Source organism: Paracoccus actinidiae (genome assembly GCF_030863885.1).
Lineage (GTDB): Bacteria > Pseudomonadota > Alphaproteobacteria > Rhodobacterales > Rhodobacteraceae > Paracoccus > Paracoccus everestensis.
The window spans coordinates 4510893-4537500 of sequence record NZ_CP132956.1 but is presented as its reverse complement, the minus strand read 5'-3'; the positions used below and the strand labels follow the sequence as shown (position 1 = coordinate 4537500).

Below are 26608 nucleotides of genomic sequence, written 5' to 3'. Positions count from 1 at the left end.
CGGGGTGCAGTAATGGCTGTCGGCTCGCAGCAGGATCTCGGTTTTGGGCCAGAAGCGGCGGATCTGCCGGATCAGCCGACGGATATGGGCCGCGATTTCGGCTCCTTTTGGGCGTCGGGCGGGACGCAGCAAGGCCCCGACCAGCCGTCCATCGCCGTCAAACACGACAATGGGCTGGAAGCCATATTCATCGTAATAGGAATTGAACAGCCGAAGCTGCTGATGGCCATGGACCGCGTCAAACGTGTCGTCGATATCCAGCACGATCTGCCGGGGCGCCCGGGGGAAGGACTGGCAGTAGAACCGGACCATCTCCCGCCCCATGCAGATCAGGGTCCGGAGGTCGGGGAGGTTCTCCATCCGCGAGATGGTGGGCTGTGAGCACAGAGCTGCCCCGCTTTCCGGAGCGCGTTCCAGGGCAAGCTTGAAGCTCGGATCATGGCGCAGATCGGCGGCATCATTGGCATCCTCATAGCCCGCCGCAATCATCAGGATCCGGAACCGGATGATGTCTTCGAGACTGTGCTGCACCTTGCCCGGAGCCCGCGGGTCTTCCATGCAGGAAGCCAGCCAACCTGCCAGACCTTCACGGCGCTCGATCTCCCGCAACAGCATCAGCCCGGCATCCGAACTCATCCTGGCACCGTCAAATCCGAGCAGGACCTGCTTGCCATCGACCGGTGACAAACACAGACGAGAGGGTGTAGAAACATCCATGGTGAGGCGCGGCATCCTGATAAACTGCGGTTTTTGGCGTAGGAACCATAAAACTACAGTTCTTCAACTGGTTAAGCCAGCCTCACCAACCCCTCACGAATAATCCGGGGCCTAGAACAGGCCTTCGATTTGTCCCATGTCGTTGAGGCCGATGGTTTCGGCTGCGGGATGGCGTGGCAGGCCGGGCATGGTCATGATCTGGCCGCAGATCGCCACCACGAAGCCCGCGCCGGCGTTCAGCCGCACTTCCCGGACCGGGATGACGTGGCCTTCGGGGGCGCCGCGCAGGTCGGGATCGGTCGAGAAGGAATACTGGGTCTTGGCGATGCAGACGGGCAGGTGGCCGTAGCCCTCGGCCTCCCATGTCTCCAGCTGGGCGCGGATGCCGGGCAGGGCCTCGACATGGGCGGCGCGGTGGATACGGGTGCAGATCGTCTCGATCTTCTGCCACAAGGGCATCGAGTCGGGATAAAGCGTGTGGAAGTCGGCCTCGCCACCCTCCACCAGATCGACGACCTGGTGGGCCAGTTCCTCGGCCCCGGCCCCGCCCTGGGCCCAATGCCGGCACAGGACCGCCCTGGTGCCGTGGCGGCTGCAATAGTCCTGCAGGGCGGCGATCTCGGCCGGGGTGTCGCCCGCGAAGTGGTTGACCGCGACCACCAGCGGCAGTCCGAAGCCGCGCAGGTTCTCGATGTGGCGGCCCAGGTTGGCGCAGCCCCGCACCACGGCGCCCACGTCCTCGGTCCCCAGACGGTCCTTGGCCACGCCTCCGTTCATCTTCAGCGCGCGGATCGTGGCCACCAGCACCACGGCGGCCGGGGACAGGCCCGCCAGGCGGCACTTGATGTCCAGGAACTTCTCGGCCCCCAGATCGGCGCCGAAGCCGGCCTCGGTCACGACATAGTCGGACAGGCGCAGGGCGGTGTCGGTGGCGATCACGCTGTTGCAGCCATGGGCGATGTTGGCGAAGGGTCCGCCATGGACCAGGGCCGGGTTGTTTTCCAGCGTCTGCACCAGGTTCGGCTGCAAGGCGTCGCGCAAGAGCACGGTCATGGCGCCGTCGGCCTTCAGGTCGCGGGCGGTCACGGGGCGCCGGTCGCGGGCATAGGCCACGACGATCCGGCCCAGGCGGGCGTGCAGGTCGTCCAGGTCGCGGGCCAGGCACAGGATCGCCATCACCTCGGAGGCGACGGTGATGTCAAAGCCGGTCTGGCGCGAGAACCCGTTCGACACGCCCCCCAGGCCCACGACGATGTCGCGCAGCGCGCGGTCGTTCATGTCCATCACGCGCCGCCAGGTGATGCGGCGGGTGTCGATGTCGAGGGCGTTGCCCCAGTAGATGTGGTTGTCGATCATCGCGGCCAGCAGGTTGTGGGCGGCGGTGATCGCGTGGAAGTCGCCGGTGAAATGGAGGTTCATCTCCTCCATGGGCACGATCTGGGCGTGCCCGCCGCCTGCCGCGCCGCCCTTCATGCCGAAGTTCGGGCCCAGGCTGGCCTCGCGGATGCAGACCGTGGTGCGCTTGCCGATGCGGTTCAGCGCGTCCCCCAGGCCCACGGTGGTGGTGGTCTTGCCCTCGCCCGCGGGGGTGGGGTTGATCGCGGTGACCAGCACCAGATGGCCGCGCGGGTTGGATGTCAGCCCGTCCAGCGTCTGGTGGGATATCTTGGCCTTGTCGGGGCCGTAGCGCAGGATGGCGTCATCGCCCAGGCCCAGCCGGGCGGCAATGTCGGCAATGGGCCGCTTGCGCGCGGCGCGGGCAATCTCAATGTCGGTCGGCATCGGACAGGGATGAAGGGGCGCCTTCGAGGATGGCGAGGCGGTACGCAAGCCGGCGCTCAAACTGGTGCGAGGTCACGATGCTGAACACTGACGCGCAGATCACCGATCTGGATCTCAACGCCTATGTGGACGGCCAGTTGACGGATGCCCAGAGGTCCGAGGTCGAGGCCTTTCTCTCTCGCCACCCCGAGGCCGCGGCCCGGGTGATGCGCGACCTGGCGCTGCACCGGGACCTGCGCCGGGCCCTGGCCCCGCCGCCCATGCCCCGTCCGCTGCTGGGGGCCGCACGGCGGCTGGTGCTGGCTCGGCGACGCGACGTCCGACTGCGCCAGATACTGCGGATCGTGCCCGCCGCGCTGCTGGTCGGTCTTGGCTGGCTGGCTCATGCAGGAGTAGGGCCACTGTCCGTCAGCGAAGGCCAGGCCTCTGCCCCAACGCCTGCCCTGGTCACAGCGGCCCTGTCCGCCCATGAGGTCAGCCTGCTGCGCGCGGCCATGTCGTCGCAGCCAGAGATCACCGAACTGGATGCGGAGGAGCTGCGCGCCGCGACCGGCATCCGCCTGCCGGGCTTCGATCCTGACTGGACGGTGCGCGACGCGCAGGTTTTCCCCTCGCCCCAGGGACCGGGGGTCGAGATCCTGTTCGAGGCGCCGGATCTGGGCCAGGTCAGCCATTTTGCGGTGCGTGCCGGCAGCTTCGACGTGACCCTGCCGCGGCTGATCGAGACCCCTGACCAGGGCATCGCCTGGTTCCAGATCGGCGAGACCGCCCATGTGCTGATTGCCGGGGTGGACCGGGCAGATGTGCTGCTGGATGCTTCCCGCGCACTATCGGACACCCTTTACTGATCAACCCCCATCGGAGAGTGCCATGCAACCGATCCACCAGACCGGCCGCAGCGCCGGCTTTGCCCCCGCCGCCGCTTTCGACGCGGGCCTGCGCGCGCATATGTTGCGCATCTACAACTACATGGGCCTGGGCCTGCTGGTCACGGGCCTTGTCGCGGTGCTGGTCGCCTCGGTCCCGGCGATCTATGTTCCGATCTTCAGCACGCCGCTGAAATGGCTGGTGATGCTGGCGCCGCTGGCCTTCGTGATGTTTCTGTCCTTCCGCATCGAGACGATCTCGGGCGCGACCGCGCAGGCGCTGTTCTGGGCCTTCTGCGCGGTGATGGGGCTGTCGTTGGCCTCGATCTTCCTGGTCTTCACCGGCGCATCCATTGCGCGGGCCTTCTTCGGCGCCGCCGCCATGTTCGCGGGGATGAGCCTTTACGGATATACGACGCAGCGCGACCTGTCGAAGTTCGGCAGCTTCCTGATCATGGGCCTGATCGGCGTCATCATCGCCAGCATCCTCAACATCTTCCTGGGATCGTCCGCGCTGCAGTTCGCCATCTCGATCATCGGCATCCTGGTCTTCGTCGGCCTGACCGCCTGGGACACGCAGTCGATCAAGGGCGCCTATAGCGAACATCACGATGCCGAGACGCACCAGAAACTGGCCGTCATGGGCGCGTTGTCGCTGTATCTGAACTTCATCAACATCTTCCAGCTTCTGCTGAGCCTGACCGGCCAGCAGGAGGAATGACGCCAAGACAGACCAGACGAGCAGACAAGAAGGAGAAGACGTCATGGACCATAACGACAGGCAAGCCATCGAGGGGCTGTTTGGCAAGCTCGGCCAGGCCGCCCAAGCCCAGCCTCATCGCGACCCCGAGGCCGAGGCGCTGATCGGTTCAGTTCTCGCTCGCTCATCATCACCCATCCCATGTCCGGCTCCCAAGGATCGACACGATGCTCATCCAGGGGAGTGTGACATTCCTGAATTGCAGAGGTGAGACATTTTAACTTTGCGGCTATACAGAAGCTCACGATACTCTGCATTATGGGAGTAGGCGCGGAAGGACTAAGCCGCTCGCGCGGCAATGGTGCCCTCGGCGGGCGTTCGTCGCCCATTCCAGCGTTTCTCTATGTGTGAAGCCTTTTCGGGCTGACGATTGGGGTCTTCCCACCGTTCAGACAGGAGGTTGCGATGAAGGAGGAGGAGGACCTTTTTACGTCCGCAGAGATCCAGTGTCTGTTGTTACAGGTGCAACCAATTCTGTCAGCACGTCATACCGAGCCTATGCCGCCAACTGTCGATCGATATCCTGGTGCAGGTCCTCAAGTTCGGCGATGCTGAGGGAGATGCGTTGTGAAACATCCTGGGCCTCTTCGTTTGTCAGTGCGAACTGATCAGCGTGAGCGCGACAGAGCAAAAGTGTCGTATGGGCCGAGGAGAGATAGTCCCGAAGCGTTGTTGCCGTCATCGTTCTACACATGGCTCGCGGTCGCTCCTTTAATTGATCGACAAGCGATTAATCGCCTATATTTGTAACTAAAGTGTGAAGTATGGAACTATTTGCAACCTTAAGTTGTATAGCCGGGTTGATCAAGCTAGAACCGCTTCTGGCACCCTTGTCATGAAAAAAAGCCCGCCATGGGGGCGGGCTGAAGTTGGCAGGCAGACAGTCATCTGTAGGCTAACCGCTTGCAGTCATCAGAACAGTGCCGCGGTCAGGCATGGGGCTCAGGCGGCACGCTTACGTTTGGCCCGGATGCCTCCAAGGACGCCCATGCCGCCGAGCAGCAGAAGGGCCGAGGCTGGCAGGGGAACGGGTGCCGGGGCTTCTTCGAGGGCGAACGAGGCGCCAGTCGTAGTCCCTGTCCCAAAGCCGAGCTTCAGCGCGTCTTTCAGCGTATAGCTCAGCTTGTAGCCGTCGCTAAAATCGATGATGCCCGATCCGGACGTCCAGGCCAGCACACCGCCAGACACCGAACCAAGCAAAGTGATGAACCCTGCATAACCTGAGGCACTGGTCAAGGCGGGCGAGGGGGAAGAAAAATTCAGGGTTGCGTTAACGTGGTATTTGCCGGCGCCCGTAGCCCAGGGACTGCTGGTAAGCACTTGCCAGTCAAACAGGTCCGAGAGAGTTGCTGTATCGCCCACGGTGTCAAGATCAAAGCTGCCGCCCTTGATCGATCCGTCGAGCTTGCAGTTGCCAGGGAAACAGAAGTCGCCACCGGAAATTGTCACATCACCCGGATCGATGGTGAAGGTCGCGGCGGATGCGATGCTGGCGCTGAGCGCAGTCGCGAGCGAAGCGGCGGTAAGGAATTTGCAGAAACTCATGACAAACCTTTATGCACAAGGAAATGGAGACCAGATCAGCAGCCAACCAGAACAGATGATGTGACATGCTCTCTACATGCGCCGTATCTTTTCGCGCATCCTGTCTTTTGCATATTTTGCTTAATTTGACCAAAAGAACAGGCTGTTAACCAATTATGGGACTGTCCCAGATCAACCACGACATACGGTCAATGCATATCTTTCGTTCCATAAAGTAAATTACTGAAGAAAATTGTATAGCCGGGTGGATTCACAAACGAAGTGCAAATGCCAAAGTAATACAGGTATTTGCATTGAGGTTGACGAATGGCTTCCCACTACCAGCACCTGAGCTTTGAAGAACGTCGCAAGATTGCCAAATGGCGGGCAAGCGCTTTCTTGGCGCTTAGGGTAGCGATAGTCCATAGGAGGGGCCCCGCCGTCCGCACTGCGCGGATCAAAGCGCTGGCGGTGCGGACGGCGGGGAGGTCCCTGTGGTCTATCGCGGCGGCGCCGCAGAGTTCATCCTTCAATTGGTTCATCCAGGTCAACCAAGAGCCTTTCGACGCGGTTTGCGATGCCGTTATGCCGCTCGACTTCTCGCGACCAGCCCCGTTCTTTGGCATCGGCTGCAAGCGCTATTTCGAGGTTTCTCCGCTCTCGAAGCCGACCGGCATAAGCTTTACTGGTCACGAATTTTGCGCAGCTGAGATACAGGTCGCATTCGCATGGCCCCTCTGAGGGCAGGCGAAGACAATGCCCAAGTTCGAGCTCGGTCTTGATGAAGTTCGACTTCAGCCAGTCAATTGCCGCGCACGACAGCTTGCCTGCGCGGATCGCCTCTGCACCCGGGCCGGCAATCATTTCGCCGGGTCCTAGGACGCTGCGGTAATCGCGCAGCACTTCGGTGTCGCTGATCCTCGCGTAGACCATCGACATATGAGGGGTCTGATGACCGAGAACACTCATGATCGTGTGCAGTTTCGCCCCGCGCTCGGCCAGTTGCGTGCCTACCGTATGTCGAAACCGGTGAGTGCTGACTGTGGGTTTGCCGTCATGATTGACAAGCCCGGCCAGCGTACAGAGCTGGTTCAGAGGAGCCTGCATCAAGTAGTCTGGCGAAATACGCCCGCCGCGCCGATAGAAGACATAGCGGACAGTTTCGCCAGTCCTATCGTCTCGGATCGGTCGGTCATTGGCTTCCAAACGGCTCTTGATCACCTCGCTCAATGCCGTGGCAGCGTCATCGTGGAGCGGAACAAGGCGCTCCCGCATCGTCTTTCCTGCAGGAATTCGTAGGCGATGGGTCCCGTCGGGATAGCGATCCAGACAGTCTACGCGGAGCCGGACGATCTCTCCCCTTCTAGCCCCTGACCAGCGAGCAACCAGAAGTGCTGCACGCTGGAATGCACATTCGAGTTTCGGAAGGTGCTCCATCAGACGTGAAAGCTGATCGTTGGGTATGAACCGCGGTACGCGGTGCGCCAGCTTCGGCAGGTCACTTGGGTCGAGGAGCGGGCGTGTGGGGAAGTTCGGCCAATCCCAGGCCGCGCCGTCCGCGAGAAATTTGGCAACGGTACCTGCTCGTGCGCGACGGGCAGTAATGGACAGTGGCGCGCCGGTACGAGGCGCGATGTCGAACTGCAAGTGGCGCAGGTAATCGTTGAAGAGGTCGGGCGTGATGTCCGCAAAGGTCTGAACCTTGGGCTGCAAGCCCGCGACGTAACTGATGAAGTGGCGCATCGACACGGCCATGTGATCGACCGTCGGGCGCGCCAAGGTCAGCTTCCTTTTGGCAACCCAGCGATCCGCCCAGTCCTGAAGATCAGGCCGAGGCGATGGGATCGGTTTGCGCTTGTCCTGTATGATCTGTGGGCGGACAACATCATTTCCGTTGTGAAAGAGGAGAAGCTGCAGCCGCCGGGTCTGGTTGTGCCAACCGCGCAGAAAGCCGGTTGGAAAGTCTTCCTCTTCCTTTCGGAACAAGTGGGCGTCATTGCGCGCTGTGAACCCTTCTACACCGGCCATCATCTCGTCAAGGTGGCGCTGTCGAAGATCATCGAAGGATCGGATGCCGGTGTGCATGGCGAGCCGGGGCAGGATGACGTGAAGCGACGCGCGCATGCTGCTTGCGGAATAGCCAATCCGCTCACTGTCCGCGACCAACCGGTCCAAACCAGTGTAGGCACTTAGCGGAACGCTCGCCCGCGTCACCGACAATCCCAATGTCAGGCTGCCCGCCGTGGCGACCTGATCAAACCCTGACCTTTCCGAGGGTCGGCGCTCATAAACCACGCCACGGGAACATTATCGGGCCGTGATCGTGCCAACATGACCTTCAGCGGCAGCCAACAGACCCTCATCAGCTTCTTTGAGCAGCCCCCCGTTCGTTCGTGACTTTGTGGCGCTGCCTGGTTTATGGTGAGCTGACACCTGAGCAATGGAGGCAAGTGGCCAATGGTCGTATTGCACAGCGCTGTTGCCATTCTCCTGGTGATCTTGCTCATCATCCGTGTTCGGGTGGACCCGGTGATCTCGCTGGTCTTGGGATCACTCTACCTCGGGCTGGCGGCCGGGGTGGGCTTCACCGGCACGCTTGAGGCGATCACTTTGGGCTTTGGCGAAATCATGGCCAAGGTCGGCCTGTTGATCGGCTTTGGCGTTCTGATCGGCTCGCTTCTGCATGCAACAGGCGCCTTCCGGCGGATCGTCACAGTGCTGGTCGCAGGCGTCGGGCCAAGACGGCTGCCCTATGCCATGACCGCCGCCATGTCGACGATCTTTCCGTCCATCTATGTCGATGTGCAGGTGGTGTTGGCCTCGCCTGTAGCCCGGGCAGCCGCCGCGCACGTGGGGCTGACTGGCCTGCCGCTGCTGGCAGGGGCCATCGGCACCGGCATCTTCTCGGGCTATGTCTTCGTCGTGCCTGGCCTTGCCGTGCTGCTGATCGCGGGTCAGGTCGATGTCAGCCTGGGTGCCTGGCTGTTCTGGGGCCTGCTCATTGGGCTGACGACCGCCCTGGTCACGACCTTCCTGTTCGAGATGCTGCTGCGGACGGGCTATTGGAAGCCCACATTGGATGAGGATCCGGATGAGGCCATGGCAGAGGTGGAGGCCCACGACCACGTGGTCGATGAGGTGCAGGACGCACCCATCCCCAGCCTGCCGGTCGCGATAGCGCCGATCGTGGTTCCCTTGCTGATGATTGCCTTTGGGGCTTTCGCAGAGCTCGCTGGCCTCTCGAACGGCTTTATTGACTTTATCGGCAACGCCAATTTGGCGCTGTTCGTGGGCCTGTTGGGGGCCTATCTGCTCGCACGCCGTGCGATTGGGCTGGAACGCACCAACGAGGCCATCTCGGAAGGCTTCCACACCAGCGGCGAGATCCTCCTGATCACCGGCGTGGGCGGCGCACTGGGTGCGGTCATCAGCGCCTCGGGCATGGGCGAGGAACTGGCCCGGTTGTTCTCGGCCGATGCCAGCGGATCGCTCCTGCTCAGCATCCTGCTGGCCTGGTTCATCGCCGCCGTGCTGCATCTGGCCATCGGGTCGGTTTCTGTGGCGGCGCTGACGGCCGCCGGCATTATCGGGCCCATCATTCCGCAGCTTTCGGTCTCGCCGGTGGTGATCGGGCTGGCGATTGCGTCCGGGGCGCTGTTCACCGTCCACGTCAACAGCAACTTCTTCTGGATGTTCAAGGCACTTCTGGGCTTGTCCACGATGGGCGCGCTGAAAACGTTGACCGTCGTCACCTCCTTGGCTTCGGTGGTGTCGCTGCCGCTGGTCTTTCTTGTGAGCTTTATTCTCTAGGCCCTCATGGATGCCAGCTGCGACAGACTGTCCCTTCTTTCTTGTCATTGGACGGCGCGGCTGACCGCAATCCTGAACAGGATTGGCAAAGAGGCGTCCAGGTGCAGGTTGTGCATTCTGGCGAGTGGCATTGGCACGGGCCGCACTGCTCAGATAGTCAATGTGGCCATATTACGAGAGAGCATGACCAACCCCCGAGAGCGCCACTGGGTGGTAGACGACCTTCCCCTGTCTGGACTTGCCTGGGGCCCGGTGGACGGAACGCCCGTGCTGGCGCTGCATGGCTGGATGGACCATGCCGGCAGCTGAGTTCGTCCCTGCGACAAACGGTGGTTTCGATCACCTCAGGCATGGCGGTTGCCTTCGGGACAGCCGATCGCGGCGGGGACAGGACCTGTGATCGGCTCCATCTTCCCGGTTCGCCCCATCCACGGTTCCGGGCGGATCGCCCTGACCCAGTCGGCAAAGCCCGGGATAAAGCCCAGATCCTCGCGGACATGCTGCTCGCCCACCCACCGGGTGGGGATCACCCGACCGGTCGAAAGGGTGATCGTCGGCCCAAAAATCGTTTCTACCATGAAGATGCCCTCAGCATGGTGGCGCAGCGCCCGGTGGCGGAAGTCCGCAATGATCTCCTTGCTGCGGTCGATTATGTGGACAGCATGCCGATGGTGGCGTTTTGCCCTATGCTGGCTGTTACGACCAGCAAAATCACCGAGGCGCAGGTGTTCAAACTGAGTAGCGCCGACGGTGGCGCGACCATTCTTGTGACAGATATGGACGGCAACGCAGTCGACCCGATCTGCAGTTTTGTCGGCTACCTGGGGGCGAAGGCGTATTCGCCGAACACCGCCATCGCCTATGCACGCGACCTCATTCATCTCTGGACCTTTCTTTCAACCCAAGAAATTCACTGGACCTCCTTCTCCCCCGAACTCTCGGCCGCATTCCTCGAGTACCTCCGGTCGGTACACGCCAACCGCAAGCGCCGGGATACTTCGATCAGACTCTTGGTGAGCGAGGGGGCTGCCGTTCGGCAGGGCCTGTCAGCCGCCACGATCAATCGCATTCTCGTGGCGGTTGACGCCTTCTATCGCTGGGCGATTTTCACAGGAGCGTTCAGCGGGCCAAACCCCATAGTCAGAGGGCAGGATCGGACTTCCTGGCGGGTGAGCGACCGGCACAAACCTTTTCTGGCAGGTATTTCGCGGCAAAAGCCTGAGATCAGAGAATTGCGCCTTAAAACGGTGCAGCGGCTCCCCCGACCGATAAGCCAACAGCAGGTTGAAGACTTACTGGCCGCCACCCGCAATCTCCGCGACCGCAGCCTGATCTTGCTCATGTTGAATGGTGGCCTGCGCCCGGGGGAGGTCCTTGGATTGAAACTGCCAGATGTAAGCTACGGGCGTCGTCGCATCTTTGTCCGCTGCCGCGACGATCATCCAAAGGGTGCGCGATCGAAGTCCCGCGTCGAGCGCGTAGTCGATTTGCACGATGGCGAGGCCCTGGAAACGCTGAACACCTACGTCATGCATGAACGGCCTCACGATGCTGAAACGCCGTTCGTTTTCCTCGTGGGCGGGGGAGGCGCAAATCGTAGGGATCCATTGTCCTACTCTGCGCTGGCCCGTCTATTTGCCCGTGCCTGCGACCGCGCCGGGATCCGAGAACAATGGATGACCCCTCACGCGCTCCGCCATACCCACGCGACCCGCATGTGGGAGGCGGGCATGCGAGAGCTGACCCTGCAAAAGCGCTTGGGTCATGCATCCCCGGAATCGACGAGGATTTACACCAGGGTCTCCGATGCCGTGGTCGTGACCGAATACCGGCAAGCCCTCGGTCTTGATCGCCCGACACGGGGTGAAGAGGGAGATCAGTCGTGAAGCAGACCTCTCCTAAATCCGAGACCTGTCATCCACGCCCCTTCAAACATGCGGACGAAGCAGACTATGCGGCTTTTCTGGCGCGCATTCCGATGGACGACAGTTTTCGCCGCAAACGGCTGTTCTACCGATCCATGTTCATCGAGAGCTGGCCGGACATCAACGACTGGTTCTTGGCCACACTGCCGATCAGGATTGGCCGCCTGAGCGGCGACACGCAGGCACACCCGACTTATCCAGTCAGTTTTCGGGCACGCAGTTACCTGTACTACGCCGCCATGACTGACTGCATCCGGCTAGACTACGACTTTCTGTTTGCCGTCGGGAACATGCGCGTTGCTGAGACAATGGCACCGCTAAGCTTTTGTGTGTGGTTTCCGAGTTCTTCGCCTCTCGGCCGACTGTTCCCAAAGGCTCTGGTCCCGGTAATTACGCACCAGGGTGGTCCTGCACAGGAACCCTGGTGCGGCTTTTCTTCAGCCACAGAGCCGGATCATCGCACTCCAGCGCTCCGATTGGCGGTGTCGGAGACCTCAGCATTGAGGCGTTGTTTTCATTACCCGTGCATAAAACCCGTACAGGCCGAAGTGGCCCTCGGACTGGCCTAGGTCGGTGCAGAAGAGGGTAGGGGAAGTTTCAGCTCTTTGGCTCCCATTCGTCGCCTCCGCAGCGTAGTGCGAGTTTGCAACCCAGGTGGGCGCAATTATGAGCGTTCTGAAGAAGTCTTGATTATCTTCCCGACGTTGCCATGGGCGGAATCTACCATCTGGCCGAAGAACCCTGAGAGGTGCCGCATGAGCCTTGATTTAGCCCCGAGCCGCGATGCCGTCATTGCTGCCGCGCTTAACGTGCTCGACTCAGGCCGCTTCCAGGCGGATCTCGCGCGGCGGGTAGCGATGCCCACCGTATCGCGCGACGAGGCACATAAGCCCGACCTTCAGCGCTATATCGACGAGGAACTGATCCCCGTTTTCGACCGCCTCGGCTTTGCCATGCAGGTGTTCCGCCGTGACGCGGCCCCCGGCGCCTTCCTGCTGGCGGCTCGGATCGAGGATCCCGCGCTGCCCACCGTGCTGATGTACGGGCATGGCGACGTGGTGACGGGCGTGCCGGAACAATGGTCGCCTGGCCTCTCTCCCTTCGAAATGACCGAGCGCGACGGCCGCTGGTATGGCCGCGGCACCGCCGACAACAAGGGCCAGCATTCGGTGAACCTCGCCGCCCTTGAGGCGGTGATCGGCGTCACCGGCACCCTGGGCTTCAACCTCAAGTACCTGATCGAGATGGGCGAGGAATACGGATCCCCCGCTCTGGCGGAGCTTTGCGCCGATGAAGCCGAGGCTTTTGCCGCCGACATGCTGATCGCCTCCGACGGGCCGCGCATCGGTTTGAACCAGCCGACGATCTTTCTGGGCGCGCGGGGCGGCATGAACATCCATCTGGAGGTCGTGGCCCGCGAGGGATACCACCATTCCGGCAACTGGGGCGGGCTGCTGTCCAATCCCGGCGTGGAGCTGGCCCATGCCATAGCAGCACTCATCGGCCCGACCGGCGAATGCCTGGTTCCCGAACTGACGCCAGGCACTATCCCCAACGACGTGCGCGAGGCGCTGTCGCGCTGCACCATCGAAACCGCGCCAGGCGATCCAGAACTGGACGCCTGGTGGGGCGCCCCGGGGCTGACCCAGACCGAACGCGTGTATGGCTGGTCCACGCTGGAGGTGATGGAGGTCGAGGTCGGCAACATCGCCAAGCCCCTTTACGCCATCCCGCCTTGGGCGCGAGCGCGGCTGCAGCTGCGCCATCCGGTTGGCGTCGATACCGAGGCGGTCCTGCCCGCGGTGCGGCGCAAGCTGGACGCCGTCGGATTGCACCGGGTCAAGATCGTGCCTGCGACCGATGCGGCCTTCCCGGCCAGCCGGTCGGACCTGAACAATGAATGGGTGCGCTTCGTAGCGAATTCGATGCAACGCACGATGGGCAAGCCGCCGGTGATCCTGCCGAACCTTGGCGGGTCGCTTCCGAACACCATCTTCACCGACACACTTGGCCTGCCGACGATCTGGGTGCCGCACTCTTATCCGGGATGCGGCCAGCACGGCGCCGACGAGCACCTGCCGATCCAGATCGTACGTGAAGGCTTGGCGATCATGGCCGGCATTTTTTGGGATCTGGGGCATCGAACATGAACTCTCCGATGAATAGCCCCAAGTCTGTCGAAGACCTATAGCTCAATCTACCCCGATGACCCTCTCGGGCACGCTGCCCTGTGCTTGGAAGTTCCCTTCAGCCTCGGCGGGCGGGATGTTTCCGAGGGGCCCAAGCAAACGCCTGTTGTTGAACCAATCGCCCCGTCCGAGAGTGGCCATTTCCAGATCCTGAATGTTGCGCCAGGATCCGTGGCAGTAGACCAACTCGGATCTGTAGACGCGGTCAGCGGCTCCGTCGTCACCTGTCCCTGGGCATGCAGCGCGAGACAGAACCGGCGCAGGTTGGCGCCAAAGCCACCCAGCAGTCCTTCCGGCAAGGGCGCGATGACCCTTTTGCCCTCTGTAAATGCTGGATCACACATCCCCAGAAGTGCTGGCGCAATATTCCCCACCCTTCGGGTTCGGCCATCAGCCGTGCAGGTGATGGGCTCCTCCATTTTTCAGCGGCCGACCTCGCCGCTTTGGCGGGGGCGGCGGTGTGATGGTGGCGTGTGCGCGGGTGTGTTCCGGGATCAGGTCGGCGTGTTGGCGGAGCCGGTAGCTGGCACCTTCGATCTGGACCACAACGGCATGGTGCAGGAGCCGATCCAGAAGCGCGGTCGCGACAAGGGGATCACCGAAGATCTCGCCCCATGGAATCGACCCTGGCGGAACTGGCGCGGCATGGCGGGGCGCGTGAATACAGCTTCGTGAAGATCCTGACCTCCAAGATGAACGACCAGAAATCCGCGCATCAACCCATCAAGCGTATGATGGACGCGGTTTTTCCCCAGGACATGCTGAACGTCTCGCTGAAAGATTCGGCAGAGATCGATAATGCGACGGCCAACTTGATGACGGTTTACGAACTGACTGGCCCCGCAACCCGGACCGAGACGCACAAGCGATGCCGCGCTTATCTTGACGCAGTTGGGCGCGAAGTTGAACTGCTGGTCCGCAAGACATAGCCAAGCCATCACAGGCAGTTGCGCAAGGAGGGCTTGTTGTGAGCAAGCGGCATAATGCGATCTTTGACGATGTCCTGAAGGACATGCCTGCGCCGGCGACGTCGGACCGGGGAGGAGCGCGGTTCTTAAAACGTACAAACGCCTTGTCGGAAACTGGCGAGCGCGAAGAAAAGGTGTTGAGATGGGTCGATCCCGCAAGCTGCATGATGTGGTCCCGGCACAACCGAGCCTATGACTTGCTGACGGAGGAAAACTGCCGCGAGCTGATCGACAGCCTCAGGTCTCAAGGACAGCAGGAATTTCCCGCGATCGTTCGCAGGCTGCCGGTGGGGCAGGGGCCGGAATACGAGGTCATCTGCGGCGCCCGTCGGCATGAGGAAAACTGCCGCGAGCTGATCGACAGCCTCAGGTCTCAAGGACAGCAGGAATTTCCCGCGATCGTTCGCAGGCTGCCGGTGGGGCAGGGGCCGGAATACGAGGTCATCTGCGGCGCCCGTCGGCATTTCGCCATAAGCTGGCTGCGCGCCAACAATTATCCCCAGTTCCGCTATCTAATCGAAGTCCGCGACCTGACCGACGAGGAAGCGTTTCGCCTTGCGGATATCGAAAACCGGGACCGCGCCGATCTGAGCGATTACGAGCGGGCCCGAGATTATCTTCAGGCGCTTGGCGCCTATTACGGCGGCAAGCAAAAGACCATGGCCGCGCGGCTTGAAGTGTCCGAAGCGTGGCTGTCGCGATATCTGCATCTTGCTCGTCTACCAAAGGCTATCGTCAACGTCTGGCCCGCATTACTGAAATCCGGGAACTGCATGCCCGACAGATACGCCCGATGCTTCAGGATGCTGAGGACAAAGTGGTGGTCGAGGCGGAAAGAATCGCCGCAGAACAAGGAAAGGCTAGGGTGGGGCAGGGAACCTATGTCGCCGTGCCGAAGATCCTGTCGCGCTTGAAGGCTGCTGCATACGGCCCCGCGCCCAAGGCCAGCAAGCCCGTGAGTGGCGTCAGCGTCGAAAAGCGTGGGAAAACAGTTCGGATTGAATTCCTGGACAGCATCGACACCGCCGAACTTCGTTCAGCCCTTGACAGTTATCTTTTAGCAAGACCGAAAACTAAAAATTGCGAACGGGCAATTTTAGGATGCCTCGCTATGCCCTTTGTTGGCCTGGTGGATAACTGAGCAATGTCGCAGGGCGGCTAGTGAACGGCCAGTAGGTCCCCACGTGTCCGTCGTCGAATGATTTGGAACAGGCGGCCTGATGTTGGTCTGGAGGGCTTTGGCTCTGTGGGTTGAGGTTATGCTGCGTGGCGCTGATGGTTCAAGCGCCGGTTCTGGATGGTCAGTTGTTCGTCGGGCTTACGCGGCCCCACCGGGGCCACGGTCCCTCCTCATCGGTGAAACGGCTTTTCCTCATGTCGTCTGCTCCTTCTCAGGTTGGGCAGACTCTACATCACGGAGAGGGAACTTCTGGGGGGCAGGGCATCGGCAGTCATCAGCTGCGGAGAAACATGGGTGTTAGAAAGCAACTTGAGCCTTACCTGCGCGGTGAGTAGTGAACAGACCCACTTGCATAACCCTCGAAAATAACGATGAAATCCGGCTATAGCCAGACTTGGAGATAAGTTTGTCTAGGAAAAATGGCGGAGGGAACGGACCTGCCGTCGAACCTTCTCCACCTCTAGCTAGTTGTCGCTTAGACGGACGATTAGACGCTCTCCTTTCGCAAGTAGCGCCGCGACAGAGCGTCAAAAGAGATCGCTAGTACCACGATCACGCCGGACACTACGCCCTGCCAATAAGGCGATACACCAAACAGGACGATGATGTTTTCGATGATGCCGGCGCCGAATATCGCTCCCAGGGGAGACCCGACACCGCCTGTTGTTGCCACCCCACCAATGACTGCAGCGGCGATGGGCGCCAGGACCCAAGCCTGGCCGATGGAAGGTTGCGCTGTGCCCAGGCGAGCTACCATCAGCAGCCCTGCCAAAGCCGACAACATACCTGCAAAGGTGAAAACCAGCAGCCGGATGCGGTCTACCCGAATACCAAGCATCCGCGCTGCCGCAGCATTGTTTCCAATGGCATACATGTAGCGGCCCATCGGCGTTTTGAGCGTCAGGAACAACGCAACGACAAGCACCGCCAACATGATGAGAAAGGGCACCGGGACTCCCAGGAGGTCGCCTCGGCCCAAGAATTGGATCCCCGCAGGAATGCCCGTGATCGCTACCCCTTTCGTCAGCACCAAGATCGCGCCACCATAGATACCCGCTGTGCCGATCGTCAGCACAAGCGAGTGCAATCCAAGTACCGTTACGAGGAAGCCGTTGAGGCAACCAAGCGCCATGCCCAGCAATAAGGCCAATACCAGCGCCACCGGCCAGGGCAGCCCGGCCTGCACCATCAGCATCCCCGATACGACGCCGCAGAGGCCGCCTATGGTGCCCAGGGACAGATCGAGTTCGCCAAGGATCATCAGCGAGGACTGTGCGATCGTTACCAGACCCACGAAAGCCAGCCCTCGCGCGATCACAGACATGTTGTAGCCGGTCAGAAAGTAGGGCGAAATAATTGCCGAGATCGCGAAAATTATGACCAAGGCCACGAAGACACCGGCCAGCGGATTGCGTATCAGGATCGACAGAGCGGATGGGCTTTGTGCGGATGCGTCAGACGACATGGGCAGTTTCCTGTGGTGTGGTAGCAAAGATAGCCCCCACTAAAGTTTCTGTATCGGTTGTGGCGGCGTCGAAATCGCCGGTAATCTGGCCTCCATGCATGGTGATGATGCGGCTGGCGCAGCGACGCAGTTCGGCCATCTCAGAAGATATCAGGATGACTCCGACGCCTTGCTCGGCCAGTGCTTTCATGATGCGATAGATTTCTGCCTTGGTGCGAATATCGATGCCTTTGGTCGGTTCGTCGAAGATCAGAATGCGAGGCGTCGTGGCCATGGCGCGGCCAATGATCGCCTTCTGCTGGTTGCCGCCCGAAAGGGTGGCCATGCGTTGGCCCGGTCCTGCTGCACGGATCCCATAGTCATCAATTACCCGAGCGATGATGCTGCGCTCTTTGCCCGCATCGATACCAAGGGCACCCGAGGTTAGGGAAAGAACAGAAATGCCAATGTTCTCCCGCAATGATAGCAGCGGAAAAATGCCGTGGTGCTTGCGTTCCTCGGACAGATACAGCATTCCGCCCTCAACTGAGGCCGCCGGGTCGTTCAGCCGCCAGCCCTGCCCCTCGACAGTCACATGGCCTCCTCTTGCCTTGCGGAAGCCGAAGATCGTCTGCATCAGTTCCGACCGACCGGCACCAACCAAGCCGGCAAAACTGTCAACGTCGGTGCAAAACCCGGCCACGCGGCGGCGTAAAACCAGGCCAGGTGGCGGTGGCCTGCGCCATGGCGCGCGCGCTTACCATAGAGCTGGCGCGTGCCATGGCGCATTGGCCCCACGAACCTACGATCAACTATGGGCTGCGGTCGGCCAGGTCTGCGATCTGTTCTCCGACGAGGAATGCTACAACTACTTCAAAGCCGCAGGGTACGAGGTCGATTGAATGCAACAGGCTCTAGCGTTTTGTCACTGTTGGCACATTCATCGTTCGGATTGTTGGTGGGCAAATCTCGCGATCGGCAGCACTGCTTCTTGGGCAATCGACGCTGTTCGTGAAATATCCAGATTCTCACGCTATGATACGGGTGATCTAAATCTTGACGACGACTTAGTCCTGTCGTGCAGCCGAATCCCATACCTGTGGAGTGCGGGCAATGTCACTGGCGCTTGTATCATCCAAGCAAGCCGATCAGCCGGAGCATAGCCACCCGGCGCTGCACGGCATGGATGACGACGGGGTAGGCGGTGATGCCATCGCCATACCCTGCGAGCATGTGTTGCTGGCGCGGATCAAGTTGCCGCCGGCCGCGGTCTGGCAGTTGCAGGCAGCTACCCGATCGGCAGTCGCGGACTTGATCGCTGACCCGGTTGACGAAGTCCACATCGTGCCGGGGCGGGAACTGGGACAAGGCGAGTTTCTTGTAGCAGTTCTCCGGCACGCAGTGATGGAGGAATGGGCGCCGCGTGCCGATGCAACGAATTCGCGCCTTGTTCCCGATGTCTTGGCCTTGCCGATTCCGCCAACGGGCAGCCTGTTCATGCGAGAGGCCGGTGGGCGGGTTCTGGTGCGCCTCGCCGATGGAACTGGCTTTGCGACGGGGATGCTTGCCTTTCCCACGTTCTGGCGCGCGGCAGGAATGCCCGAGATTGTGCTGCTGGGCGGCCAGCTGCAGGGGGAGTTTCCTGCCATCGGCGTGCAGTCCATGCCTGCATCCCCGCCACAGGAGGCGCTGGAATTCGATCTGATAACGGATCGTTATGCACGAAAGCGCGGTGCTTGGCGGACGTTGAAGGGTGTCGCCGCAGTTGTCGTCCTTGCGCTGATCGGGCATCTTGCCCTGCTTGGCACAGAAACCGTCTTGCTCGGAAGAATTGCCGAGGAGCAAGAGGCCTTGTTGCGCGGCGAAGCCATCGGCCCTTCTGCTGCAACGCAGTCGCCACCTTGGCAGGGGGATCCCACTGCCGGATGGGCGGCAACGAGTGGTTTCCTGCCGTTTCTTTCTCAGGTCGCCGGTGCCTTTCCGGCCTTCGGCGAGGGGATGGCCGTCCGCAACATGACCTTCGATGCCGATGCAGGAACGCTGGGGATACTGGTCGAAGGACCGGATTTAGCCGCCTTGCAAGGGATGGAAGCCCAACTGGACGCCGCAGGGCTGAATGTATCCGCTGGGGCAGCGACAAGCAGCGGTGGCACGGCCGAGATGCGCCTGATCATCAACAGGCTGATCAATGGGCAATAGACCTTCCCGTCTGTCTGTTCAGGGCTGGTCGAAGACCCGCAAGGGCAAGCGCATGGTATTTGGTGGCATGATCCTCGCTCTTGCCGCCTATCTGCTTCTTGAGGCTGCGGTTCGGCCCTTGTTTGCCGCGCGATCCGAGGCTCTGGCATCGATTGCACGGTCTGAACTGGCGCGGTCGAGACTGGCTGACCCGCCAGGTGTCTGGCAGGATGGCAGGGAAGAGGATGAACCGGTATCTGCGATGTTGACCAAAACAGCCGTCGCACGTGGTCTGACAATCCGCCGCCTCGAGCCGGCTGGAGGGGAGGCCAAGCTTTTGATCGAGAAGGCCGACTTCAACGAGATCATCCGATGGATTGCCGAACTCGAGATCGAGCGAGGCCTGCGTGTCATTGCCCTGGATGTAAATCGAACCACGGATCCGGGATTCGTAAACGCGACCATGACGGTGCGCCGGTGACGACAGGGGTCAAGCCAGCCCAAGCCCCCTTGCTGCCCTATGCGTTTGCACGGCGCCATGGCGTATTGTTGCAGCACGTGCAGGGTCGAACGATATGCCTGCACCGCGTCCACACGACCTCACTCGCATTGGCCGAGGTACAGCGCGTCACGGAGGGCGAACTTGATTTTCAGGATGTGCCGGATGACATTTTCGACGCTCGTGTATCGGTTGTTTACCGCGACGATGCGGTTTTGGCGTCGGCTGCGGCGGGGGATGCGGCGGGGGACGGGGGCGGGCTTGGCTCGCTGGCGGACACGGCGGCGGTTGGCAGGCTCAAGGAATACAGAGGCATCGCCATGCGCTGCTGCAAGACTGATGAAAGTTTCAGCGCCTTCATTGCTCTCGCCGCAACCGTCATTCGGCTCCGGTGAACGTCAACACACCCTAGCTCATCGTAGCCTTCATGGAGCGAAGACAAGGAAAAAACTTGTGACAACAAAACACGGTGCCGAGCGGGCCGTCAAAGCTGCCGGCGGGCAATGCGCAAGATCTACAACTCCCCGGGATACGGGAGGAATTGAAGCAGAACTCGGGATCCGCTAGCGTTCCTGCGTCAAACTGGCCACAGGATCAGATGCCCGATGACACGACACCGCCGCGGCTGGCTCTGGCATCTCGGCTTCGTATTCCTTGCTCTCACTACGGTGCTCGTCGGGACTGTCGGCGTGCTCGGGCTTCATTTCCAGGCTGGCCATGCCCCCCTGTGGATCGCGCTCTGGAGCGCGGCGCTCGTCACCGTGCTGGTCGTGGCGTTTCGCCGCGGCCTTATCGCGGGAGTCGCGGGTGTGCTGGCGGGACTCTCCGTCTTCTCCCTCTGGTGGGTGACCATCACCCCGACAAACGATCGGGACTGGCAGGCCGATGTGGCCGAACTGCCGAGCGGCTCGGTTGATCCGGCTGACGCTTCCCGCATCACGATCGAGAACGTCCGCAACTTTGATTGGATCACCAAGACCGAGTTCCAGCCGCGTTGGGAGATGCGCAGCTACGATCTCGACGAACTCGAGACAGTCGACCTCGTGCTCACCTACTGGGCCGGCCCGGCCATCGCCCATACGATGGTGAGCTTCGGCTTCTCGGACGGCGAGCACCTCGTCTTTTCAGTTGGCATCCGACCCTCCAGGGGCGAGGCCTATTCTTCGCTTGCTGGCTTCTTCAAGGCCTATGAGCTGATCGTCACGGTCGGGGATGAGCGCGACGTAATCCGCTTGCGGACATCGGTGCAGGAGAGCAACCGTGTCCACCTTTACCGCGTCCAGATGCCTCCTGAGCGCATACGCGGGCTCTTCCTCGAATACATTGTCTTCGCCAATCAGCTGGCCGAGGAACCTCGTTTTTACCGCACGATAGTCGCCAACTGCACGACCATCGTCTGGAGGCTGGTGCGGCGGTTCGACAGCGGCCTTCCGCTCGACTACCGCCTCCTGCTATCTGGATACCTGCCCGGCTTGCTCTACGACCGGGGCACCCTCGACATGCGTTTCACGCTCTCCGAGCTCGAGTCTGCTGGCCTGCTCCCTTCGGGCGTCCTCGACACGCTCGACGGTCCCGCCTATTCAGCTGCGCTGCGAACTGATATTCCGCCCCTCTGACGCAAGCTGGACCCGTCACGTATTTGTGCCGCTCTAGGTGCTCGGTTTGGCTGCTGGGCGTCCGGAGGCCAAGGGGTCTTTCCCTCCCAATGCTGAATGCCGACGGCGCGGGTTATAGAAGCCCTTGATGTATTGGAAGATGGCTGTCTCAGCCTGGCGACGCGTTTCCCACGCAATGCTTGTTTGTGGTGCGGGATGCTGGATTTGGACCAACGACCTTCTCGATGTGAACGAGGCGCTCTACCAGCTGAGCTAATCCCGCCGGATAGGTCGTTCATGGTGGCGCGCTGCCGGGCACGCTCGAGCCTCCTGGATCACGATGCACTCCAACTGAAGGCTATGGGTATGGCCGATGCAGCCAGAAGCCGTCCGGCCCCGCCTCAAAGCAGGAGGCGACCGCGACAGGTGCGCCAAGGCTGGCTTCCGTGCGAGTGCGATGCGCCGCGACAAAGGCGAGCAGCCTTGCCGTGTCGCCCGCCTCCAGCCGATGAAAAACGAGTTTCTCGACGCCGGGCAGGCGCACGGCGACAAGCCAGATCGCCCGACTGAGCTCGAGCGCAACATAGACAGTCGTATCAGCGGTATTGTCGATGGTTCGCATGATCAGCTCCATGGCCATGAGGGACCCCGTCACTATCCGCGAAGCCCTGCTTCATAGCATCTGGAACCAGATCTCCAAGGGCTTGGCCCGCGCTTCGTCAGGCAAGGCTGCGCGCGCCAGTTCGGCAAAGTTTTATGGGATGGCCCGCCCCTCTCGGAGCGCATCGGCTAAGATGCTGGTGCATGTTTGTGAGAAAGGAGCGGACCATGACGATCGTTACCCTCGGAATTGACCTGGGCAAGACCCTTTGCACGGATAGGAGCGGCCGCGCTCGCATTCCCAGCAGGCGCCCACAGCGCGCCGGCCGGCTAATCCCCTCCCACTCCTGGCTGTCCAGACCACAGCGAAGAGCCTGAACCCTCTCCGTGAGCGCCGACGTGCCCAGCGGTACCCGAGCCCATTGCGAAGTCTCCCGCGTTACTACCCAGATGATCGTTTCACCAACTACCGATCTGAAAGTTTCAGTGGTCAACATAGCCACAAGAGCTTCGCTAGGCCCGAGCAGAGCCTGGACCTGGTCAACTCCCAACGGCTTCGGTTGAGCTAGGGCAGCATACTCGGGAAACGCGGTCCGCAGCTGATCGTCAAGCTCAGCGACCCGGGCGTCGATCTGCACCATGCGGCTCCGAAACTGCTGCTCGACGCTTAAATCACGGTTACGCACATCGCGCGATAGGCTTCGCACAAGATAGGTATCCTTCGACTGCCACTCGCGCACTAGATCCTGACGCTCTCGGAGCACTCTAGCCAGTTCAGAAACACCTTGGCTGAATCGAGCAGACGCTTGCGCGAGTGAAGTTGCTGCGGCGGACTGTTGGGCCCATTGCGCGGCCTCGAAAGCCTCCTGCTCTAGTGAACTGGCATTTGTCCGGTGCATATCGGCCAACCGGGAGGCCGATTGCGCAAACAAGCCGAACAGGCGGCCACGCAATGACAGGTCGTCTTGCTCCCTTTCGACCAAAGCACCGCCAACTGGATTGCCTCCTATCCGATATCGCATTGTAGCTGCATGGCTCGCTTGGCGTAAGAAGCCGACCGCCTTACCCCAGTCTCTGTAGACGTAGTTCAAACCGCCCAGGTTGGTGAGCGACTGGATTACATCTGGATGATCGGGAGCGAGCGCTCCTCTACGAATGACGAGTGCCCGCTCAAAAAGCAGTCGCGCCTCTGATAGGCGCGACTGTTCCAGCGCAAGACCGCCCAAGCTGTTCATGATGACGCTCACGCGTAAACTGTCAGGCCCGAAGTCTCTTTGGACCAACATGAGTGCCCGTTTCAGCAGCGCTTCGCTTTCGGAATAGGCTCCTTTGCGCGAAAGAAGACCAGCATAATTAATTAGTGTAGTAGCTAGGGCGGGCGAGTTATTAAGGTTTTCGCGGATAGTAAGCGCGCAGTGGTAAAGTGTCTCCGCTTGATCGTAACGCGCTTGGTCCACCATCAAGTTAGCGAAATTATTGCAGGTTGTTGCGATATCTGGATGGTTAGGAGGTAACCTGTCACGGAGAATGGAGAGGGAGCGTTCAAAGAGCGGTTCTGCTTCATCATGACGCCCCTGGACCCGATACAACACAGCTAGCCCGCCAAGCGTGGTAGCAAGCAAAGGGTGATCCTGCCCAAGTCGCTGTTCGCGGATTGCGGCGGATTCTTTATAGTATTCCTCCGCAACAGCGAACCGACCTGTCTCATGATATAAGAGTGCAAGATTGTTCCGGGCCGTGGCAACCTCAGAAGAGGTGGGGCCACTAATTTGAACGCGTATCTCGAGCGATTCCACAAACTTAGATTCCGCTTCCGTAAAGCGTAGTTGAGCTAGATAAAGCAAACCAATATTGTTCAACACTGTAGCAATAGAGATCTGATCGCCAGACCTCCGACGAATTGAAAGCGATTCTTCATAAAGATTTTCTGCCTCAGAAAAGAGCGCGCGATCCTTCAAAATACCTGCCAGGTTATTTAGAGTAATGGCGGTATCAAGGTTTATTGGGTGCAATTGTCTGCGGATATTTAGCGCCATTCGGTAACAGGCTTCAGAACGACGCGGATCACCCAGTTTCGCGTGATGGCGACCAAGTCTATCGTATATGTCGGCAAGGCGTGCATTATCCGTGCCTGCATTGCGAGATGTGATAATCGTTAAAGCCTGCTCGTCTGCAGCGATAGCGTAGTTCCATTTACCTTCAGCGCCGTATCTCTCAGCGAGCGCAGTCAAGCGCTCGACTTCATCCTGCGCCTGACCTGCGGCAGGCATACAGATCAAAAGAATGATCAGCACAAAAACCGCGCAACCGACGGCTCGGCTCGGGACGTTGAATATGTAGCGGGTCATTGAGCTCCTTCGCCGACGAGGGAGAACGGTGCCCAGATGGAGGGATGCGGGTTGTCCTCCTGGCGAGGGTCATCCATTAGGTCAACCATGGCGCGGCGAAGCGCCTCGGAGCGGCCCATAGTTGACTGTGGCAACTTTGTTCACGGCAACTCCTCCAATGGAGGCGGCGTCTTTCGCCCACCTGTCCGGATTCTAGGAGTTGCCGATGCGTGCCTCCATTGAGACTATGTAAATCACTGTTAACCTCACCCTTATCCTAGCAACTGTATCTCTCAGGGCGTCGCGGCGGTCCATTTCTGACGATTCTTGCACAGGGCGTTCGCGACGATAACGAGCTTCCTGGCAACGGCGGTGATGACGACCTTGTGCGGTTTTCCAGCCTTGCGGAGGCGATCTGCGAAGGATTTCAGGCTTGAGTTGTGATGTGCCGCCACCAATGCCGCCTAGAACATCACGTGCCGCAGAGCCCGGCGACCTCCAGCGATGGCCCTTTTCCGCGAAGGGTTCCGCTGTCGTGCGCGACCGGAGCCAATCCAGTGAGTGCCGCAGCCTCTTCGCCGGTGACGGTGCCGATCTCGGGCATTTCTGCGATTAGCATCGCGCTGACAACCGGGCCGATCCCCGGGATGGAACGAAGGACGACGGCGGTCTCCGAAAGGCGATCGTCACTGGCGATGGCCTGGGTGATCCGGTCTTCCAGTTCCTTGATCAGGCTGTCGATCCGTTGCTTCATCTCGGTGTCGATGTCCTCGAACATTGCGGCGGTGCCCAGTTTCTGATGCGCGCGGATTTGCGCCAGAAGCCGTTTGCGCATCTCGACAAGCTGCGCTCCTTTTGACGTCAAGGCTCTGAGAAAACGTAGCTTTTCTGTGGGAAGACTGCGGCCTGCTTCGGGCCGGAATGCAAAAAAGCGGGCGATGAGTGCGGCATCGATCCGGTCGGTCTTGGCGCGTGTGCCACGGCTTTGCGCAAACGCCTTCACCTGAGCAGGGGGCACCTGGCGGGCTGCAACGCCTTCCGTCTCCAGAAGCGCCCACAACTGCCATTCCTGACCGCCAGTCGATTCAAAGCAGACAACGGCATCCCGGTCTTGGGCAAGATCCGCTACGGCAGCATGACCTGCCGGAGTGTTTGGCACTCTGCAGCAGTGCCCATCCGGGAGGCATTGGACGTCAAGCCAATCGCGGCTGACATCTATGCCGATAACGCGGCCATGTGATAGGTTGTCCATGCTCTCTTCCTTCTGGTGCGCGGTCCTAAAAGGCCGCAATCAACTGTTCGAGCCGATGAAGAGAGGCGGTGCCGACAGGCTAAGAACGTGGTCATGCCACAAGGGTCAGACGTCGCGCACCACCCCGCCATCGGCCCTGGCCGGGGCCGGTGACGGGCCCAGTTTAGCAAAGCCCAGATACAGAAGGGTCAGGACTCGTTCTTGGCTCATAGCCAGAACATAACAGTTGCGGCGAGGGCGACGGCAGACAGGAAGACCTTTGGACATCTGTCGTAACAGGTTGCCACGCGTCGCCAATCCTTGAGACGGCCAAACATGATTTCGATCCTGTTGCGGCGTTTGTAGCGGCGCTTGTCATGTTTGACGGGCTTGCCGCGCGACTTCCGGCCCGGGATACAAGGCTTTATCCCCCTGTCTTCCAATGCATCTCTGAACCAGTCGGCATCATAGCCTCGGTCCGCCAGCAGCCACTCCGCGTTGGGCAAGCTGCTCAACAAGGCTGCCGCTCCGGTGTAATCGCTGACTTGACCCACAGTCATGAAGAAGCGGATCGGGCGCCCATCTGCGTCGGCGACCGCATGCAGCTTGGTGTTCATGCCGCCCTTGGTTCGACCGATCAGGCGGCCCCGCTGGGCGTCTGATCCCCTTTTTTCCACCACAGGCTCGTCGCCGTGCGGTGTGCCTTGAGATAGGTCGCGTCGATCATCACCGTTTTGGGTGTTGCCGCCTCGGATGACAGGCCCTCCATCATCCTGGCAAAGACGCCCCGGTCACTCCATCGCTTCCAGCGATTGTAGAGTGTCTTTGCTGGGCCATATTCCTTTGGAGCATCGCGCCAGCGCAAACAATTGCGGTTAACGAAAATTATGCCGCTCGAGACACGCGCCGATCATCAACGCGCGGCTTGCCATGGCTCTTCGGGAAGAACGGCTGGAGCCGGGACATCTGCGCCTCAGACAGCCAAAAAAGGTTGCTCATCGATCAGTCTCCTT

General features: G+C 60.7%; 26 protein-coding genes, 1 tRNA gene and 4 pseudogenes (1 of these 31 running past the window's edge). 14 read left to right on the top strand and 17 right to left on the bottom strand.

From position 1 onward, the window contains the following. A protein-coding gene (locus tag Q5701_RS22605; protein ID WP_306755476.1) for an IS1380 family transposase crosses the window boundary here: on the bottom strand, nucleotides 1–717 show its 5' portion. Its footprint begins 627 nt before the window's first position; only the first 717 of its 1344 coding nucleotides appear in the window; its start codon is at nucleotides 715–717; its stop codon lies off the left edge, out of view. Between the two features lie 111 nt (nucleotides 718–828). Further along, entirely contained in the window at nucleotides 829–2499 is a 1671-nt protein-coding gene (locus Q5701_RS22600) for a formate--tetrahydrofolate ligase (protein WP_306753135.1), read from the bottom strand. Nucleotides 2500–2576: 77 nt separating this feature from the next. Here Q5701_RS22600 and Q5701_RS22595 point away from each other — a divergent pair, with 77 nt between their 5' ends. Genes Q5701_RS22595 through Q5701_RS22585 form a run of 3 tightly spaced genes read left to right on the top strand, consistent with a single transcriptional unit; the run spans nucleotide 2577 to nucleotide 4336 of the window. Beyond that, complete coding sequence (locus Q5701_RS22595; protein WP_306753134.1) at nucleotides 2577–3347, top strand: anti-sigma factor family protein; 771 nt, start codon at nucleotides 2577–2579, stop codon at nucleotides 3345–3347. A gap of 22 nt (nucleotides 3348–3369) precedes the next feature. Beyond that, on the top strand, nucleotides 3370–4086 hold the full coding sequence (locus tag Q5701_RS22590) for a Bax inhibitor-1/YccA family protein (RefSeq protein WP_306753133.1): 717 nt from the start codon (nucleotides 3370–3372) through the stop codon (nucleotides 4084–4086). A 43-nt stretch (nucleotides 4087–4129) separates the two neighbouring features. After that, nucleotides 4130–4336: a hypothetical protein gene (locus Q5701_RS22585; RefSeq protein WP_306753132.1), complete on the top strand. Its 207-nt coding sequence runs from the start codon at nucleotides 4130–4132 to the stop codon at nucleotides 4334–4336. A 731-nt stretch (nucleotides 4337–5067) separates the two neighbouring features. Here Q5701_RS22585 and Q5701_RS22580 read toward each other — a convergent pair. Both Q5701_RS22580 and Q5701_RS22575 read right to left on the bottom strand, forming a co-directional pair. After that, complete coding sequence (locus Q5701_RS22580) at nucleotides 5068–5670, bottom strand: VPLPA-CTERM sorting domain-containing protein (RefSeq protein ID WP_306753131.1); 603 nt, start codon at nucleotides 5668–5670, stop codon at nucleotides 5068–5070. Nucleotides 5671–6171: 501 nt separating this feature from the next. Continuing rightward, a complete protein-coding gene (locus Q5701_RS22575; RefSeq protein WP_306753130.1) occupies nucleotides 6172–7773 on the bottom strand; it encodes a tyrosine-type recombinase/integrase in 1602 nt (533 codons plus the stop codon). Between the two features lie 333 nt (nucleotides 7774–8106). Here Q5701_RS22575 and Q5701_RS22570 point away from each other — a divergent pair, with 333 nt between their 5' ends. Then, complete coding sequence (locus Q5701_RS22570; protein ID WP_306753129.1) at nucleotides 8107–9459, top strand: GntP family permease; 1353 nt, start codon at nucleotides 8107–8109, stop codon at nucleotides 9457–9459. 344 nt (nucleotides 9460–9803) lie between these two features. On the opposite strand, the pseudogene Q5701_RS22565 reads toward Q5701_RS22570, so the two are convergent. Further along, nucleotides 9804–10121, bottom strand: a pseudogene (locus Q5701_RS22565) (DUF6915 family protein); the annotation flags it as partial. On the opposite strand from Q5701_RS22565, the gene Q5701_RS22560 reads away from it, so the two are divergent. The 3 genes from Q5701_RS22560 to Q5701_RS22550 all read left to right on the top strand — a co-directional run bounded on the left by Q5701_RS22560 (nucleotide 10053) and on the right by Q5701_RS22550 (nucleotide 13534). After that, nucleotides 10053–11345, top strand: coding sequence for a tyrosine-type recombinase/integrase (locus tag Q5701_RS22560; protein ID WP_306755475.1), 1293 nt, complete (start codon nucleotides 10053–10055; stop codon nucleotides 11343–11345). The pseudogene Q5701_RS22565 and the gene Q5701_RS22560 sit on opposite strands and share 69 nt — an antisense overlap. Then, complete coding sequence (locus Q5701_RS22555) at nucleotides 11342–11953, top strand: hypothetical protein (protein ID WP_306753128.1); 612 nt, start codon at nucleotides 11342–11344, stop codon at nucleotides 11951–11953. The genes Q5701_RS22560 and Q5701_RS22555 overlap by 4 nt, the downstream gene beginning before the upstream one ends. A 186-nt stretch (nucleotides 11954–12139) precedes the next feature. Continuing rightward, nucleotides 12140–13534, top strand: coding sequence for a M20/M25/M40 family metallo-hydrolase (locus Q5701_RS22550; RefSeq protein ID WP_306753127.1), 1395 nt, complete (start codon nucleotides 12140–12142; stop codon nucleotides 13532–13534). Nucleotides 13535–13576: 42 nt separating this feature from the next. Here Q5701_RS22550 and Q5701_RS22545 read toward each other — a convergent pair. Then, a pseudogene (locus Q5701_RS22545) lies at nucleotides 13577–13717 on the bottom strand (IS3 family transposase); the annotation flags it as partial. A gap of 246 nt (nucleotides 13718–13963) precedes the next feature. Continuing rightward, entirely contained in the window at nucleotides 13964–14146 is a 183-nt protein-coding gene (locus Q5701_RS22540) for an ATP-binding protein (protein WP_373568672.1), read from the bottom strand. A 41-nt stretch (nucleotides 14147–14187) separates the two neighbouring features. Here Q5701_RS22540 and Q5701_RS22535 point away from each other — a divergent pair, with 41 nt between their 5' ends. Genes Q5701_RS22535 through Q5701_RS22525 form a run of 3 tightly spaced genes read left to right on the top strand, consistent with a single transcriptional unit; the run spans nucleotide 14188 to nucleotide 15682 of the window. Then, nucleotides 14188–14502 carry a hypothetical protein gene (locus Q5701_RS22535; protein ID WP_306753126.1) on the top strand — a complete coding sequence of 105 codons (315 nt, stop codon included), beginning with the start codon at nucleotides 14188–14190 and terminating at the stop codon, nucleotides 14500–14502. Nucleotides 14503–14540: 38 nt separating this feature from the next. Further along, nucleotides 14541–15455 (top strand): ParB/RepB/Spo0J family partition protein, encoded by a 915-nt coding sequence (locus Q5701_RS22530; RefSeq protein WP_306753125.1) that lies wholly within the window; start codon nucleotides 14541–14543, stop codon nucleotides 15453–15455. Next, a complete protein-coding gene (locus Q5701_RS22525) occupies nucleotides 15431–15682 on the top strand; it encodes a hypothetical protein (RefSeq protein ID WP_306753124.1) in 252 nt (83 codons plus the stop codon). The genes Q5701_RS22530 and Q5701_RS22525 overlap by 25 nt, the downstream gene beginning before the upstream one ends. Before the next feature lie 526 nt (nucleotides 15683–16208). Here the strand turns inward: Q5701_RS22525 and Q5701_RS22520 are convergent. From Q5701_RS22520 to Q5701_RS22510, 3 genes are all read right to left on the bottom strand, one after another. Then, nucleotides 16209–17186, bottom strand: coding sequence for an ABC transporter permease (locus Q5701_RS22520; protein ID WP_306753123.1), 978 nt, complete (start codon nucleotides 17184–17186; stop codon nucleotides 16209–16211). Continuing rightward, nucleotides 17176–17868 (bottom strand): ATP-binding cassette domain-containing protein, encoded by a 693-nt coding sequence (locus tag Q5701_RS22515; protein WP_306753122.1) that lies wholly within the window; start codon nucleotides 17866–17868, stop codon nucleotides 17176–17178. The genes Q5701_RS22520 and Q5701_RS22515 overlap by 11 nt, the downstream gene beginning before the upstream one ends. Nucleotides 17869–18296: 428 nt before the next feature. Next, nucleotides 18297–18533: a hypothetical protein gene (locus tag Q5701_RS22510; RefSeq protein ID WP_306755521.1), complete on the bottom strand. Its 237-nt coding sequence runs from the start codon at nucleotides 18531–18533 to the stop codon at nucleotides 18297–18299. Here Q5701_RS22510 and gspL point away from each other — a divergent pair. The 4 genes from gspL to Q5701_RS22490 all read left to right on the top strand — a co-directional run bounded on the left by gspL (nucleotide 18420) and on the right by Q5701_RS22490 (nucleotide 21458). Next, nucleotides 18420–19364 (top strand): type II secretion system protein GspL, encoded by a 945-nt coding sequence (gene gspL / locus Q5701_RS22505; protein ID WP_306755474.1) that lies wholly within the window; start codon nucleotides 18420–18422, stop codon nucleotides 19362–19364. The genes Q5701_RS22510 and gspL overlap by 114 nt on opposite strands. Beyond that, nucleotides 19354–19824, top strand: coding sequence for a type II secretion system protein M (locus Q5701_RS22500; RefSeq protein ID WP_306753121.1), 471 nt, complete (start codon nucleotides 19354–19356; stop codon nucleotides 19822–19824). The genes gspL and Q5701_RS22500 overlap by 11 nt, the downstream gene beginning before the upstream one ends. A gap of 29 nt (nucleotides 19825–19853) precedes the next feature. Next, the gene (locus tag Q5701_RS22495; protein WP_306753120.1) at nucleotides 19854–20237 is read left to right on the top strand and encodes a hypothetical protein; all 384 of its coding nucleotides are present in this window, start codon (nucleotides 19854–19856) and stop codon (nucleotides 20235–20237) included. A 210-nt stretch (nucleotides 20238–20447) separates the two neighbouring features. Further along, the gene (locus Q5701_RS22490) at nucleotides 20448–21458 is read left to right on the top strand and encodes an Lnb N-terminal periplasmic domain-containing protein (protein WP_306753119.1); all 1011 of its coding nucleotides are present in this window, start codon (nucleotides 20448–20450) and stop codon (nucleotides 21456–21458) included. A gap of 33 nt (nucleotides 21459–21491) precedes the next feature. Here the strand turns inward: Q5701_RS22490 and Q5701_RS22485 are convergent. From Q5701_RS22485 to Q5701_RS22460, 7 genes and pseudogenes are all read right to left on the bottom strand, one after another. After that, a pseudogene (locus Q5701_RS22485) lies at nucleotides 21492–21629 on the bottom strand (IS3 family transposase); the annotation flags it as partial. A 15-nt stretch (nucleotides 21630–21644) separates the two neighbouring features. Then, a tRNA-Val gene (locus Q5701_RS22480) sits at nucleotides 21645–21720 on the bottom strand. A 75-nt stretch (nucleotides 21721–21795) separates the two neighbouring features. Then, a complete protein-coding gene (locus tag Q5701_RS22475; protein WP_306753118.1) occupies nucleotides 21796–22077 on the bottom strand; it encodes a hypothetical protein in 282 nt (93 codons plus the stop codon). Nucleotides 22078–22156: 79 nt separating this feature from the next. After that, entirely contained in the window at nucleotides 22157–24385 is a 2229-nt protein-coding gene (locus Q5701_RS22470) for a tetratricopeptide repeat protein (RefSeq protein ID WP_306753117.1), read from the bottom strand. Then, on the bottom strand, nucleotides 24382–24504 hold the full coding sequence (locus Q5701_RS23045; RefSeq protein WP_373568592.1) for a CHAT domain-containing protein: 123 nt from the start codon (nucleotides 24502–24504) through the stop codon (nucleotides 24382–24384). Before Q5701_RS23045 ends, Q5701_RS22470 begins: the two co-directional genes overlap by 4 nt. Nucleotides 24505–24836: 332 nt before the next feature. Next, nucleotides 24837–25616, bottom strand: coding sequence for an IS110 family RNA-guided transposase (locus Q5701_RS22465; RefSeq protein ID WP_306753116.1), 780 nt, complete (start codon nucleotides 25614–25616; stop codon nucleotides 24837–24839). Nucleotides 25617–25822: 206 nt separating this feature from the next. Beyond that, a pseudogene (locus Q5701_RS22460) lies at nucleotides 25823–26594 on the bottom strand (IS5 family transposase). Between the last annotated feature and the right edge of the window lie 14 nt (nucleotides 26595–26608).